At 66.8% G+C, this 14,446-nt stretch carries 13 protein-coding genes; 4 read left to right on the top strand and 9 right to left on the bottom strand.

The window, feature by feature from the left end:
* Positions 1-75: 75 nt before the first annotated feature.
* Complete coding sequence (locus tag ABE571_RS15660; protein WP_346494062.1) at positions 76-1,287, bottom strand: efflux RND transporter periplasmic adaptor subunit; 1,212 nt, start codon at positions 1,285-1,287, stop codon at positions 76-78.
* Between the two features lie 91 nt (positions 1,288-1,378).
* Entirely contained in the window at positions 1,379-2,152 is a 774-nt protein-coding gene (locus ABE571_RS15655) for an SDR family oxidoreductase (RefSeq protein WP_313217951.1), read from the bottom strand.
* Positions 2,153-2,519: 367 nt separating this feature from the next.
* Here ABE571_RS15655 and ABE571_RS15650 point away from each other — a divergent pair, with 367 nt between their 5' ends.
* A complete protein-coding gene (locus tag ABE571_RS15650; protein WP_121041912.1) occupies positions 2,520-3,542 on the top strand; it encodes a LysR family transcriptional regulator in 1,023 nt (340 codons plus the stop codon).
* A 207-nt stretch (positions 3,543-3,749) separates the two neighbouring features.
* Here the strand turns inward: ABE571_RS15650 and ABE571_RS15645 are convergent, their stop codons facing one another.
* Entirely contained in the window at positions 3,750-4,445 is a 696-nt protein-coding gene (locus tag ABE571_RS15645) for an OmpA family protein (RefSeq protein WP_088432184.1), read from the bottom strand.
* Positions 4,446-4,596: 151 nt separating this feature from the next.
* Positions 4,597-6,012, bottom strand: a complete 1,416-nt coding sequence (locus ABE571_RS15640) for a deoxyribodipyrimidine photo-lyase (RefSeq protein ID WP_346494060.1) — start codon at positions 6,010-6,012, stop codon at positions 4,597-4,599.
* A gap of 187 nt (positions 6,013-6,199) precedes the next feature.
* On the opposite strand from ABE571_RS15640, the gene ABE571_RS15635 reads away from it, so the two are divergent.
* The gene (locus tag ABE571_RS15635) at positions 6,200-6,829 is read left to right on the top strand and encodes a superoxide dismutase (RefSeq protein WP_346494058.1); all 630 of its coding nucleotides are present in this window, start codon (positions 6,200-6,202) and stop codon (positions 6,827-6,829) included.
* Positions 6,830-6,860: 31 nt separating this feature from the next.
* Entirely contained in the window at positions 6,861-7,187 is a 327-nt protein-coding gene (locus tag ABE571_RS15630; RefSeq protein WP_313217947.1) for a tetratricopeptide repeat protein, read from the top strand.
* 13 nt (positions 7,188-7,200) lie between these two features.
* Here the strand turns inward: ABE571_RS15630 and ABE571_RS15625 are convergent, their stop codons facing one another.
* From ABE571_RS15625 to ABE571_RS15605, 5 genes are all read right to left on the bottom strand, one after another.
* Positions 7,201-7,440 carry a hypothetical protein gene (locus ABE571_RS15625; protein WP_313217945.1) on the bottom strand — a complete coding sequence of 80 codons (240 nt, stop codon included), beginning with the start codon at positions 7,438-7,440 and terminating at the stop codon, positions 7,201-7,203.
* 79 nt (positions 7,441-7,519) lie between these two features.
* Positions 7,520-8,155 (bottom strand): inorganic diphosphatase, encoded by a 636-nt coding sequence (locus ABE571_RS15620; protein ID WP_346481835.1) that lies wholly within the window; start codon positions 8,153-8,155, stop codon positions 7,520-7,522.
* A gap of 49 nt (positions 8,156-8,204) precedes the next feature.
* Positions 8,205-9,554 carry a metallophosphoesterase family protein gene (locus tag ABE571_RS15615; protein WP_313211543.1) on the bottom strand — a complete coding sequence of 450 codons (1,350 nt, stop codon included), beginning with the start codon at positions 9,552-9,554 and terminating at the stop codon, positions 8,205-8,207.
* Positions 9,555-9,586: 32 nt separating this feature from the next.
* Complete coding sequence (locus tag ABE571_RS15610; protein WP_346494056.1) at positions 9,587-10,711, bottom strand: phytase; 1,125 nt, start codon at positions 10,709-10,711, stop codon at positions 9,587-9,589.
* Complete coding sequence (locus tag ABE571_RS15605; protein ID WP_346494054.1) at positions 10,711-13,281, bottom strand: TonB-dependent receptor; 2,571 nt, start codon at positions 13,279-13,281, stop codon at positions 10,711-10,713. Before ABE571_RS15605 ends, ABE571_RS15610 begins: the two co-directional genes overlap by 1 nt.
* 336 nt (positions 13,282-13,617) lie before the next feature.
* Between ABE571_RS15605 and upp the strand changes: the two genes are divergently transcribed.
* Entirely contained in the window at positions 13,618-14,253 is a 636-nt protein-coding gene (gene upp / locus ABE571_RS15600) for a uracil phosphoribosyltransferase (RefSeq protein ID WP_070470290.1), read from the top strand.
* The last annotated feature ends 193 nt before the right edge of the window (positions 14,254-14,446 follow it).

Raw genomic sequence — 14,446 nt, 5'->3', positions numbered from 1 at the left:
CGGGGCGATGGCAGTCACGGTAGAGCCGACCGTTGATCGGCTGCTATGTAGAACCGACGGTCAGTCGGCTGCCCTTCAATTCTTTGCAACAGCCGGCGCGGCTACCGGTGCGGCAACCGGCTGCATCGCAACGGCCTTGGCCTGGACCGGCATGCCGGGCATGAAGACTTTCTGCACGCCGTCGATGATCACGCGGTCTCCGGCCTTCAGGCCCTGCTCGACGATGCGCAGGCCGTCGGCGGTGCGGCCGAGTTCAATATCGCGGCGCTGTGCCTTGTTGTCCTTGTCGACCACGTAGACGAACTTGCGGTCCTGGTCGGTCAGCACGGCCTTGTCATCGATCAGCATGGCCTGGAACTGGCCGCTGCCCAGCAGCTGCACGCGGGCGAACAGGCCCGGGGTGAAGGCGCGGTCGGCGTTGTCCAGCAGCGCGCGGACCCGGATGGTGCCGGTGCTGCGGGTCACCTGGTTGTCCAGGAAGTCGACCTTGCCTTCATGCGGGTAACCGGTCTCGCCGGACAGGCCGACCTTCACCGGCATTTCGCTGTCGCGTTCGCTCGGGCGTTCACCCTTGCGCGCCATCTGGGCGTAACGCAGGAAGGTGCCTTCATCGGCATCGAAGTACACATGGACCTTGTCCAGCGAGACCAGCGTGGTCAGCACGCTGGCGCTGTCGCCGGCGGTGACGAGGTTGCCTGCGGTCACCATCGCGCGACCGGCGCGGCCGTTGATCGGCGCGCGCACCTGGGTGAACTCCATGTTCAAGCGCGCCGCATCGACGGCAGCCTGAGCGGCCTGCACCTGCGCCAGGGCCTGCTCGGACACCGCACGGCGCTGTTCCCAGGTCTCGGTGGAGATGGCCTGCTGGTCGGACAGGCGCCGGGCACGGTCGGCTTCGCTGCGGCTCACCTGGGCCTGGGTGCGCGCGCGGTTGAGCTCGGCGGTGGCGCGATCCAGCTCGGCGCGGTAGCTGCGCGCGTCGATGGTGAACAGCACATCGCCCTTCTTGACCTCCTGGCCTTCGACATAGTTGACCTTGTCGATGTAGCCGGAGACGCGCGGGCGCAGTTCAACGCTTTCGACCGCTTCGACGCGGCCACTGAAGTCGTCCCACTGGCTGACCTGCTTGACCAGTACCGGGGCGGCACTGACCGAGGGCGGCGGCGGCATGCCGGCTTCTTCAGCGTGGCTGCCACTGCAGGCGGTCAGCACCGCGGCGGCGAGGATGGAAACGCCGGCCATGGTCAGCCGTCGGGTGAAACGATGCGGGGAGGAGTTGGAAGTCATGTCATGCATCCGTACGTAGGGGTGGTGATACAGAATCGAAAACGTGGGGCGACGTGGGGGGCGTAGCCTGGGACCTGAACCTTGGTAGAGGTCAAGCCGTGCCGACCGTGTCGCGCGACATCGGCGGGGGGCGGTCCAGATGCAGCAGCCCGCGCGGCAGTTCGGCATCGCGTGCATCGCAGCGCACGATGGCGCGGTTGTCGGTGCAGTTGTCGAGCAGCGAGACCACACGACGGCCGACGAGCAGCGCGCTCGGCCATTCGATACAGGCTTTGGCCGCATTGGCCGGGGTGCACACCGGATCGCACACTTCCAGCATCTGCGCGCGCACGCCCAGTGCCTGGGCTTCCTGGTGCAGCACCTGCGCGTACATGCGCGTGGCGGACATGGTGATGGAGGACTCACCGTGCCCGGCCCACGGCTTGAAGCCGGCCGGCCCGCCGACCAGCACGTAGCGCCGCACCTGGGCGCCACCGCGCACCAGCGGCAGCAGATGGCGGCCGGCATGCACGTGCGGCATCACGTCGGCCAGCAGCGCCTGCAACAGCGCATCGCCGCTGCGGTCGGTCACCCGCCCACGGTTGTACGGCCCGCCCATCGCATCCACCACGGCCGCCAGCGCGCGGGGACGTCCGCCGACGCGCTCGGCCACGGTGCGCGCCGAGGCGTCGTCGCCCAGCGAACCGAGCAGGACTTCCAGCCCCGGCTCATCGGCGAACTGCTCCTGCAGCGCGGCCAGCCGGCCGGGGTCGCGGCCGACCACCAACACGGGGCTGCCGGCCTCCAGCAAGGCCGCCACGATCCCCTGGCCCACGCTGCCGGTGCCACCGAGCACCAGCACCTCGGGGGCCAATGTCCCATTCATGGGACTTTCACTCCCGTCGCCGGGATAATCCCAATTCGACCCAGTCGGTCGCCATTGCGCGAGCCCAGCCGGAAGCTGCCGCCGCGCTGCATGTTGGCAGGCGGGGTAAACTCCCGAAAAGCCTTGCGGGACAAGGAGCCCGGACGGACTTCCACGGTCATCGCGAGGTCCAGCGGGACGTTGGGGCCGCTACGCAGGCGGCCAAGAATGTTCCGCAACCACATGGTTGTCGTCCTTCATATCTGGAATGGCGCCAGATTAGTCCTCAAACTCCCCCTTGATTAGTCCGGATTTAGGGGAATAATCATCCCGTGCCCGGCACAATCATTTGCGGCACTCTTCCCCTCCCCCGACTTTGGATCCCGTCATGGCCCACGATCTCAACGACACGCTGATCTTCGTCAAAGTGGTCGAGCAAGGCAGTTTCATCGCCGCCGCCACGGCACTGGGGCTCCCCAAGACGACGGTGAGCCGCAAAGTGCAGGAACTGGAAACGCGTCTCGGCGCACGCCTGCTGCACCGGACCACCCGCCGCCTCGGCCTCACCGAGGCCGGCTCGGTCTATCACGAGCATTGCCAGCGCATCGCACGCGAGCTGGAAGAAGCCGAAGGTGCGGTCAACCAGCTGCAGTCCGGCCCGCGCGGCTGGCTGCGCTTCACCGTGCCCTACTCGATCGGCATCACCTGGATCGCGCCGCTGCTCGGCCAGTTCCATGCGCAGTACCCGGAAATCCAGCTGGACATGCATCTGGGCAACGAGAAGCTCGACCTGATCGCCGGTGAAGCGGATCTGGCACTGCGCGTGGGCACCCTGCCCGACTCCAACCTGGTCGCGCGCAAGCTTGGCAGCCTGCGCACGCAGGTATTCGCCAGCCCGGCCTATATCGAACGCTACGGCGAGCCGCTGCATCCGGATGAGCTGCAGTTCCACCGCATCCTGGCCATGCGCAAAGCGCGCAACCTCAACAACAACCGCTTTTTCTGGCAACTGGGCGAGAACGGCGGCGAGCTGCTCGATTTCCCGGTGAATCCGCTGCTGGTGGCCAATGATCCGTCGGCGTTGAACGGTGCACTGGTGTGCGGCGAAGGGTTGCTGTTGACCGGTGACGTGATGGCCAAGCCATTCGTTGAATCCGGGATGGTGCGCCGCGTGCTGGCCGGCTGGACCGGGCCGGAAGTGGACTTCAACGCGGTGTTCGCCGGCGGCCGGCTGGTCTCGCCGAAGGTGCGCGCGTTCGTCGATTTCCTGGTCGAGAAGATGAACTTCGATGCCAACTACATGCTCGCGCAATGCCCGGCGGCGAAGCTGGCCAAGCAGCAGCAGACCCAGGTGGAAACGGAGCTGCAGGCGGCCGGGAAGCGGATTCTGGAGACGGTGACCGCGGGGTAATGCGGCTTCATCAGCGCAGTGCCGTATGAACGACAACGCCGCCCTTGGGCGGCGTTGTCGTTTGGGCGGTGCGGGAATGCAGGTGTGCGAGCGGACGGAATCATTCCGCGCGTACCGGCCAATGGCCGGTACCCACAAGAATGCCGCCTGCAAGGGCGGCATTCTGTTCCCGCCTACGGCGCGAACGTTGCAACAAAACGCGTCGCGTTATTGTTGCAAAGGAATCACACGGATCTCGACGCGGCGGTTCTGCGCGCGGCCGGCATCGGTGTTGTTGTCGGCAATCGGGTAGGCCTTGCCGGCACCCAGGGTTTCGATGCGGGCGCGCTGCACGCCCTGGCCGGCCAGGTAGGCGGCGACCGAATCGGCACGTTCCTTGGACAGGCGGTTGTTGACCGCGTCGCTGCCGATGCTGTCGGTGTGGCCGACGACTTCGATCATGGTCTGGTTGTACTCGGCCAGCGTGCTGGCCACGCCGTTGAGCGAGCTGTAGAACTGCGGCTTCAGCGTGGACTTGCCGAAATCGAAGGTGATGCCGTCCGGCAGGTTCAGGACCAGGTTGTCGCCATTACGGGAGACGTCGATACCGGTGTTGGCGGTACGCTCGCGCAGCGCGCGTTCCTGGCGGTCCTGGTACTGGCCGACGGCCGCGCCGCTCAGTGCGCCGATACCGGCACCGATCATGGCGTGCTGGCGGCGCTCGGTGGCGCTGTTGCCGCTGAGCAGGCCCGCGGCGACGCCGACGGCGGTGCCGATCAGGGCATTGCGGCCGGTACGGTTCTGCTGTTCGACGGGGTTGCCGTACTGGTCACTCTGGACGTACGAGCCGCCGGTGGCGCAGGCCGTCAGGGCGGCAGCGGTCATCAGGGCCAGGGCCACGTTGCGGGTTGCGGGTCGAATCATGAGGTTTCTCCTTGGTTACCGGACGCCGCCGGCGTGCGGGGCGTGAAGAGCATAAACAGCCCAACGCGATGCCGGCATGATGAGTGTCACGCCCGGCAGCTCCCTGTTCAGGTAAACGGTTACGGCGAAAGCGACTTTTACGGGACGCCGGTCACGCCCCGCCGGTATGCCGATACGCTGCCAACGCGGCATCCCGACCCTCGCTCAGATCCACCAGCGGCAGGGTCGGATACCCGGGCGCGAGCTCGGCCAGCAGCTGCGGCGATTGCCACGGGGCGAAGCGCGCCTTCACCGGTAGTGCCCCCAGTTCGGGTACCCAGCGCGTGATGTAGCGCGCCTGCGGATCGAACTTCTGCGACTGCGTCACCGGATTGAAGATCCGGAAGTAAGGCGCCGCGTCCGCCCCCGTGCCGGCAACCCATTGCCACCCCATGGTGTTGTTGGCCAGATCCGCGTCGACCAGGGTGTCCCAGAACCAGCGCGCGCCTTCGCGCCAATGCTGGCGCATGTGCTTGCACAGATAGCTGGCGACGATCATGCGCACGCGGTTGTGCATGTAGCCGGTGGCCCACAGCTCGCGCATCCCCGCATCCACGATCGGGATGCCGGTACGGCCCTGCTGCCACGCACGCAGCGCGTCGGCATCGGGCTTGGCCCAGTCGAACTGATCGAAGCGCGGGTTGAGGTTGTGATCCGGGGTCTGCGGGAAGTGATGCAGCAGGTGATACGAAAACTCGCGCCAGCCCAACTCGCGGATGTAGCCGTCGATGTCGGCATCGCGACTGGCGCTGCGCTCGCCCTGCAGACGACGCGCGATCTGCCACGGTGCGATCTCGCCGAAATGCAGATGCGGCGACAGCATCGAGGTGCCCACACGGTCCGGCAGATCACGCTGCTCGCGATACCCGTTGAGTGCACCGTCGATGAAGACGCCCAGCGCCTCGTGCGCGCCCGCCTCGCCCGGTTGCCAGTGGTCCCAGAACTGCCGATCCCACGGAATCGACGGTGCCAGGCCGAGCGTGTCGAGGCTCTCGCCGCTGGCGCTGTGCGCGGGCAGCCGATCCGGCAATCGGGTCGGGGCCGGCAACTGCAGACGGGTCAGCGCATTGCGCCAGAACGGGGTGAACACCTTGTACGGGCCACCCTGCTGGGTCGCCACATCCCACGGTTCGAACATCAGGCTGCCGTTGTGGCTTTCGGCATCGATACCCTGCTCGCGCAGTTCCCGCTTGATCTTCGCATCGCGTGGCTGCGTGGCCGGCTCGTACTTTCGGTTCCAGTACACCGCGACTGCACCGGTCTGCTCGATCAGCTGCTGCAGCTGTGCCTGGCTGTCGCCCTGGCGGAGCACCAGCGAGGAGCCGCGCGCGCGGAGCTCGGCGTCCAGCGCGGTGAGTGAGCGATGCAGCCACGTATCCGATGCAGCGCCCGGGGTCCAGTCGCCCTCCTCCTGCGGCGCATGGATGTAGACCGGCACCGGCACGTGGCCTGCGTCCAAGGCGGCCTGCAGGGCCGGGTTGTCCTGCAACCGCAGATCACGACGAAACCACACCAGCGCTACCGACACGAGACTACCCCGGAAGATTCTTGAGGCAATGATAGCCAGTACAGGTGAAGGGGAGGCAGCGATCGCGCGTGAATGGCCCGCACTGTTCCACATCGCCGCGCTTGACCTCAATCGTGCTTGAGGTTCTATCGTGGCATCACCGTGCTGCGTGCCGGCACCGCCCTCATCTGCTCTTCCGGAGATATCCATGGCCTACACCCTCCCCGCCCTGCCCTACGCCTACGACGCACTCGAACCGCACTTCGATGCACGCACGATGGAAATCCATCATGCCAAACACCACCAGGCCTACATCACCAACCTCAATGTCGCGCTCGCCGATGCCGGGGTCCAGAGCACGGATATCGATGCACTGATCGCCGATATCGGCTCTCTGCCCGAGGGGGTGCGCAACGCCGTCCGCAACAACGGCGGCGGGCATGCCAATCACAGCCTGTTCTGGACGGTGCTGACCGCCAGCAGCGGCCAGCCGGACGGCACTGTTGCGGCCGCCATCGAGCGCGACCTCGGCGGCTACGCCGCGTTCAAGGACGCCTTCACCAAGGCTGCGCAGACCCGTTTCGGCAGTGGCTGGGCGTGGTTGACGTTGAGCCGTGATGGCACGTTGCGGGTGGAGAGCAGCCCGAACCAGGACAACCCGTTGATGGGCGAGTTCGCCGGCCTTTCCGGCGGCACGCCGATCCTGGGGCTGGATGTGTGGGAACACGCCTACTACCTCAACTACCAGAACCGCCGCCCGGACTACATCGCCGCCTTCTTCGAACTGATCGACTGGGCCGAAGTGGCGCGCCGTTACCAGGCGGCCGGCGGCCGTTGATGGGCGCCGGTACTACACGGTAGACGCATCGATGGATATCCCCGCACTGCAACGCCTGCTCGAGCGTGGACGCGACAGCGCTCTGCTCCGCTTCGGCCTGGGCAAGGCCCTGCTCGACGCGGGCGACAGCGCGGAGGCGGTCATCCATCTGCAGCGCTGTGTCGCACAGGATCCGCGCTACTCGGCGGGCTGGAAATGGCTGGGTAAGGCACATCTGGCGGCAGGCGATACGGACGCGGCAGCACAGGCGTGGCGGGAAGGCAGTGCTGTCGCCGAGACCAACGGCGACAAGCAGGCGGTCAAGGAGATGGCCGTGTTCCTGCGGCGGCTGCAGAAGACAGACGCGGGCCGGGCGTGATCGCCCGGCACCGCTACCAGAGCAGGCCGTTGTTGTAGAGTGCGATCAGGGCCCACACCAAAGCGATCACCGCGAAGCCGGTGAAATAGGTCCAGTTCTGGTGTGCGGCCGTCCAATCGTCTTTTCCAAAGCGGCCGCCGCTGAAAGCGAACAGCGCGACACGCCCGATACCGAACACCAGAATCTGCACGATGAAGCCGACCACGATCCAGTGGATCACGGTCAGTACGCCGCGCTTGATCTCCTCTTCCATGTGCTGCCGCCCACTCCGTTGAAAAGCCTGACATCGACGATGCGCAGGCGACCAACACTGAGCATAGCGGACGAAAAAATCAATCGCCTTTCGCGCGCCGCTGCTGCGCATCGAAGCGCTGCATGGAGGTACGAATCAGCGCCTTGGCCTCGGCGGCATTGCCCCAACCGTTGAGCTGGACCGGATTGCGGCCGGCCGGCAGGTCTTTGTAAACCCGGAAGAAGGCTTCGATGCGCTGCCGTTCGATCAGCGGCAGATCATTCAGATCGCGGATGTTGGCGTAGGTCGGGTCGATCTTGTCGGTCGGCACGCCGATCACTTTCTCATCCTGCTCCCCGTCATCGACCATCTTCAGGAAGCCGATCGGACGGAACCGTACGATCACGCCGGGATGCAACGGCTCGCGGGTCAGCACCAGTGCGTCGAGCGGGTCGTTGTCGCCGGCCAGGGTGCGCGGCATCGAGCCGTAGTTGGCCGGGTACGCCACCGGCATCGACTGGAAGCGGTCCACGTGGACCAGACCGTCCTCCTTGATCTCGTACTTGGTGAAGCTGCCGGCCGGTATCTCCACGGCCAGATGCACTTCGTCCGGCGCGTTCTTCGGCTGCGCGGCGAGGAAGGGGTGCAGGACGGCGTTGCCGGCGACGCTGGCACCGGCGAGCAGCAGCAGCGAGGCGGCCAATACGGCCAGCCCGAGGGAACGGCGATGGATCATCTCAGTCTCCACGAATGGCCGGGCGCGCAGCAGCGGCCCGGCCGGTCGGTCATTCCCAGCAACGGTCGGCGCGGCCCTTCAGGGTCTGGGCGCGCGTGCAGTCACGGGGGGCGATGCGTCCCTGCGTCAGTTCGGCTTTCTGTTTGCGGCCATCGGTGCCGCGTGTCAACTCGAAGCCGTCGTACAGGCGGCCGGTGACGGTGCGCGCCTCGTAACGCAGGTGGCTGGGATCGATCTTCAGCACCTGGAACAGCTGCGTGTCCTCGCCGACCGGCGCCATGGTGGCGCGGGCCTCATCGGACAGCCGGTACTGCTTCGGCCCGGCCACGGTGACCACGAACTGTGGCGTCGCGCCCTGGCCTTCGCCACGGCGGCCGTAGGTGTGGTCGTGGCCCTGCAGGACCAGATCGACCTGGTGGCGGCGCACCACCGGCAGCAGCACATCGCGCAGTTCGGTGTTCTCGCGGCCCTCGCGCGGGGAATAGAACGGCTGGTGCAGCAGCACGATGCTCCACGGGTGCGGATTCTCCGCCAGCACGGTGTCCAGCCAGGCGGCCTGCGCCTTGGCGGTGCCCAGATCGAGCGCGGAGGTGCCGTCGAGCACGGCGATGCGCACGCCCTGGTAGTCGAACCAGTAGGTGCTGGTATCCGCGGCGTCCACACCATTACGCGGCAGTGCGAACGTCACCGGCCAATGGCGGCCGAGCACGCGACGCTCCTGCGGGGTGTCTTCAAACTCCTCGAAGTACTCGTGGTTGCCGATCGCCGGGGCCACGGCGGTCTCCTGCGGCAGCCAGCCGGCAGCGGCGAACCACTCGCCCCACTCGCTGTCGTCCTGCCCGTCGCCCCCGCTGACCAGGTCACCGGCGAACAGGCTCAGGCGCGCGTCCGGGGCGGCCTTGATGCCGGCCCGCATCACCCGCGAGACGTGGCTGAGGTTCTTGTTCTGGGTATCACCGAAGTACAACAACGTGAGCGGCTGCTCGGCACGGCCGGCGGTGCGCAGTTGGTTCCATGCACTCCAGGTGTTCTGACCCTGCACGCGCCACAGGTAAAGCGTATCCGGCTGCAGGCCGGTGATGTCGGCACGGTGATGATGGGACGCGCCCAGTTCGGTGGTCAGCGCCTGCGTGGTGGCGGTGATCCGGGTCGGCGTGCCCACATCCGGCGAGTCGCCGGCGGCGACCCACTCCAGCACCGGCGCCTTGACCGAGGTGTCGGTGCGCCACGCAACCGAGAAGCCCCGTGCGGCGTCCTGCGCCGGCGAGGCGACCAGGCGGTCCGGGAAGCCGGTCGCCGCGTAGTGGCGGTTGCCGGCCGGCACCTGGGTGTTGGGCTCGGCACCGGTCTCGGGGCCCTTCTTTGCCGAGGCGCTGCCACTGCACAGCAGCAGCGCCATCGTCAGCGCGGTCAGGGCGGCAGGAACGCGGCTCACGCGCCGCACTCCAGCGGCAGCGACAACTGCTTGGCGATGCTCGCCCAGTCGAAGGCGACCACGCCCTGGTCATCGTGCACGGCATACAGCGCGCCATGCGGGAAACGCGCGGACGGTGCCTGCATCGACCAGATGCCGTCGGTGTTGGCCACCGTGTTGCCCTGGAACGCACCGACATGCTTCAGGCTGTGCCGGTCGAACAGATGGAACACGCTGCGCTGCTTGCCCTGCTCGGTGGTGATCCACCAACCGTCCTTGCCGCAGGTCCGCAGCATCACGCCTTCGGCCTGGGCCTGGAAGGCATCGCGGCCAAACGTGGTGCCACTGAAGCGGCCTTCCAGCGTATAGACCTTGAACTCGCTGGCGTAGGCTTCGTCTTCTTCAGCGATCAGCAGGCGGTCGTTGGCCGGGTCGCCCCAGATCGATTCGACCACCCGCAGCGCGCCCGCTTCGGTGGTGTCACCGATGCTGGCGGTGAGCGCAGCCTGCGCCTTGCCGCCCTGCACGGTGAGCGCGTAACGCCGCACGCGCTTGTCCAGTTCGGCCAGCGGCGGCAGCACGTCGTTGCCCTGCGCGTCTTCGCCCGCGTCGTAGGAATCGGTGACGTAGACATCGTAGCCGTTGCCCTGCTTGTTCACCCACAGCCCGTACGGCTTGCGCAGATCATCGGCGCCGAACACGCCCAGCGGGCTGAAATCCGGCAGCTGCAGCACCTGCACACGGTGGCTGTCACGCTCCACGATCAGCACCAGGTCATCGACCACGGCAATGCCGTTGGGGCGATCGAACTGACCCGGCGCGGTGCCGAGGCTGCCGACGTCACGCAGCTTCGCCCCGGTCTGCCCGTCGTAGACCACCAGCTTGTCGGTGGCCTTGGCGGTGGCGATCAGCCAGACCTGGCCGTCGGGCGTGGTCCAGCTGGCCGGCGAGTCGATGTTGTCGTCCGGGGTCATCGGAGTGAGGAACGCCTCGGCGACGGTGGCCACATCGCGTGGCGTGGAGGCGTCGGTGCCGGTCGGTGCGACCCCCGGGGCCGGCGCCGCTGCGTCGGGCGCGGCTGCCGGCTGGCAGGCGGTCAACAGCGCCAGTGCGAGCAGGCTCAGACCATGGGACGCGCGCATCACAGGGCCACCTTCAGGCCGAGGGCGTAGGTGCGGCCGTATTCTTCGTTCTGCAGGGTGCGCGAGCGCACGCCCTGGTACAGCTCCAGCGGCTTGTCGAGCAGGTTCTGGGCTTCGAAGTAGACGCTCACGTTCGAGGTGATCTTGTAGTCCATGCTGAAGTCGAGCTGGGTGTTGGGCGCCACATAGATGTCATAGGCGCGGCTGTCGCCCAGTGAATCCAGGTACTCGCTGCGGTAGACCGCGGCCACGCGGGTGCTGAAGCCGGCCTTTTCATAGCCGATGTGCGCGCTGTACACGTGCTTGGAGGCACGCGGCAGCATGAAGTCGTCGCGCTCGCGGCCGGCCACGCCCGGATCGAAATCCGTATCCAGCCAGGTACCGCTGGCGCCGACCAGCAGACCATCCCAACCGGCCGGCAGGAAGGCGAGCTGCTGCTGCCAGTTGAACTCGGCACCCTTCACCGTGGCCTGGTTGCCGTTGATCACCCGGGTGACCTCGAAGTCCGGATACGCCGGATCGTTGTTGCTCACCGTGTTGACGATGTAGCCGTCGATCGACTTGTGGAACACGCCCAGCGAGACGATGCCGGTGCTGCCGATGTACTTCTCGAGCGAGAGGTCGATGTTCTTTGATTCATACGGATCCAGCTGCGGATTGCCGATCCGGACTTCCTCGTCACCGCGGCTCAGGCCGACCCGCGGCGCCACATCGCCAAACGACGGGCGCGACACGGTCTTGTTGGCGGCCGCACGCAGCACCCAGTCATCACCGGCGTCATAACGCAGGTGCAGGCCGGGCAGCACGTTGGTGTAGCTGCGGCTCACGCTCAACGGGGTGACCGTGAAGCTGCGGCCGTTACCGGCCACCTCGACGCTGTTGCCGGTGGCGCTGAACTGGGTGTTCTCCACACGCACGCCACCGATGATGCGCAGCGCGCCGACATCCCAGGTGCCCATCACGTAGCTGGCGAAGATGTCCTCACTGGCGGTGTAATCCTCTTCCAGCGAGGTCAGCGCATTGCCGCCGGCATCCTGCGGGCGGGCACTGTACTGGCCACCGGACTGCGCCCAGTAGCGGCGCATGGCATCCGAGCTCATGCCCTGGCCGAGGCTGCCGCCGCGGTGATCGGGGGTGGAGGTGGCCCAGTCCGACAGCGCCACGTCCGGACCAACGCGCAGTTCGCGCTCATCGACATTGACGTCGCGGTCGCGCCAGCGGCCGAGCAGGCCGAACTTGATGCTGGAGGCATCGCCATCGAAGCGCACGTTGATCTGCGCACTGCGCTCGCTGTCGTTGACCTGCTTGGGCGACACCACAAAACGATCGAAATCGTAGTTGCCGTTGTCCATCCACTGCGCGCTGGTCAGGGTGTAACGCGGAATGCCACTGTTCTGATCGACGCTGGCGCCGAGGTCATCGCCGTTGTACTCGAAACGCGCCTCCATCTCATCGTTGACGCGCTCTTCGGTACGCGTGTAACCGACCTTGTAATCGACCACCGCATTGGTCAGGCGGTTCTCGCCGCCGGCGCTGGTGGTGAAGGTGTTTTCTTTCTTGGTGCGGTAGCGCATGCGCTTCTGGATCGCATCGGCCGGCAGGTCATCGACGCGGTACTGGTTGCTGCCCAGCGCGGTGACGTCACCATCGCCGAAGTTGAAGATGGTGCGCTGGCGGGTTTCGGCATCGTCGAACTGGCTGTACAGCGTGCGCAGGTAATACCGATTGTCGTCATCCGGGTGCCAATCCAGATTGAGGTTCGCACCGATGCGCTTGCGCTCGATCTCGTACTTGCGCTGCTGCAGGCTGGTGGCGAACAGGTCGTCCTCGGCACCGCCGTCGAACTCGCCGTACTCCACTTCGGTGTTGTCCGATTCGAACTTGCGGTTCTGGTAGTTCACCCCCAACGCCACGCCGAAGGTATCGGCGAAGACTTCGCTGTAGTTGATCGCGGCCTTGGGGCTGGTGTTGCCGGAGAGCTGCTGATGGCTGGCTTCGATCTTGCCGCGCAGGTTGCGGCCTTCGCGGTCGAACGCCGAGGCGGACTCGACCAGGATCGCACCGCCGATCGCGTCGCCGGGCATGTCTGGGGTGGGCGATTTGACCACGCGCAGGCGCTCGGTCGAGTCGGAGGGAATCACGTCCAGCGGTGCAGCGCGGCTGGAATCCTCCGGCGTACCAATCGCGATGCCATCGACGCTGACGCTGTTGAGGTTGGCATCCAGGCCACGGATGACCACGAAGCGCCCCTCGCCCTGGTCACGGGTGACGCTGACGCCCGGCAGGCGCTGCAGCGATTCGGCCACGTTCTGGTCCGGATAGACGCCCATGGCATCGGAGGACACCGCATCTTCGATCGCATCGCTGCTGCGCTTGAGGTCGACCGCGCGGGTCTGCGACTCCAGCTGCGGGCGGACTTCGACCCGGTCCAGATCGATGGCGGCGGCACCGGCGGCGGCGCTGCCGGCCACGGTGCTGCCATCGGGCGTATCGGCGGCATGGGCCGACGGGGTGATCACCGCCAGCAACGAAAGGCTGATCGCCAGGCCCAACGGACGCTTCTTCTGCACTGCATTCCCCAATCTGTGTAAAGAATGGGTCAGCACGGTATGTCCGGGAGGTTGCATGAGGATGACACCGGGGACATCGAGCGCGGAGATCGGGGTCTGGGTAGAGCCGAGCCATGCTCGGCTGCCTCGGGTTGACGGGTGCGCCGGTGATCGGCTGCTTCATTGGCGGGCCTGCCGAGCGTCGGCTTCGGCATTGGCGGGCCTGCCGAGCGTCGGCTTCGTCACTGGCGGACCTGCCGAGCATGGCTCGGCACTACCGGGCATGGCGGCTTCGGCTTTTGGCTTCGGTTGGGCGTTGCGGCACACTAGTGTCATCTCCTCTCCCCTGATTCCCCCATGAAAATCGTCGAAGTGCGCCATCCGCTGGTGCAGCACAAGATCGGCCTGATGCGCGATGCGTCCCTGAGCACCAAGGACTTCCGCGAGCTGGCCAATGAACTCGGTGGGCTGCTGGCCTATGAGGCCACCGCCGACCTGGAGACCGAAGCCCACACCATGGCCGGCTGGGCGGGCCCGGTGACGGTGCAGCGCATTGCCGGGGCCAAGATCACCGTGGTGCCGATCCTGCGCGCCGGCCTGGGCATGCTCAGTGGCGTGCTCTCGCTGATCCCCGCCGCGCGGGTGAGCGTGGTCGGCCTGCAGCGCGATGAGGAAACCCTGCAGCCGGTGCCCTACTTCGAGCGCCTGACCGGCCGCCTGGAAGAGCGCGACGCGCTGATCCTGGACCCGATGCTGGCCACCGGCGGCACCCTGATCGCCACCATCGACATGCTCAAGCGCGCCGGCGCACGCCGGATCAAGGGCATCTTCCTGGTCGCCGCACCGGAAGGCATCGCCGCCGTGCAGGCCGTGCACCCGGACGTGGAGATCTTCACCGCCGCCATCGATGCCCAGCTCAACGAGAAGGGCTACATCCTGCCGGGCCTGGGCGATGCGGGCGACCGCATCTTCGGGACCCGCGTGGTCGGTTGATCCGCTCGTTCTGACCGGCGGCCCTCAACGGCCGTCGGTGCTTCACATGGCCTGGCCATGCCCTGGCCTCGCACCGGGTTGATGCCCGGTGCCGGGGGGTGCCGTGCCGCCCGCCCCGCGGGCAAAACCGTGGGGGTGGGCACGCGGGTGCGCCGGGCGCGGGCCGGCCCGGCCACACCGACCCGTAAGCCCA

It is taken from the genome of Stenotrophomonas sp. TWI273 (genome assembly GCF_039674765.1).
Taxonomy (GTDB): Bacteria; Pseudomonadota; Gammaproteobacteria; order Xanthomonadales; family Xanthomonadaceae; genus Stenotrophomonas.
Note: the sequence above shows the minus strand (reverse complement) of the source record. Positions and strands in the feature narration are given on the sequence as shown.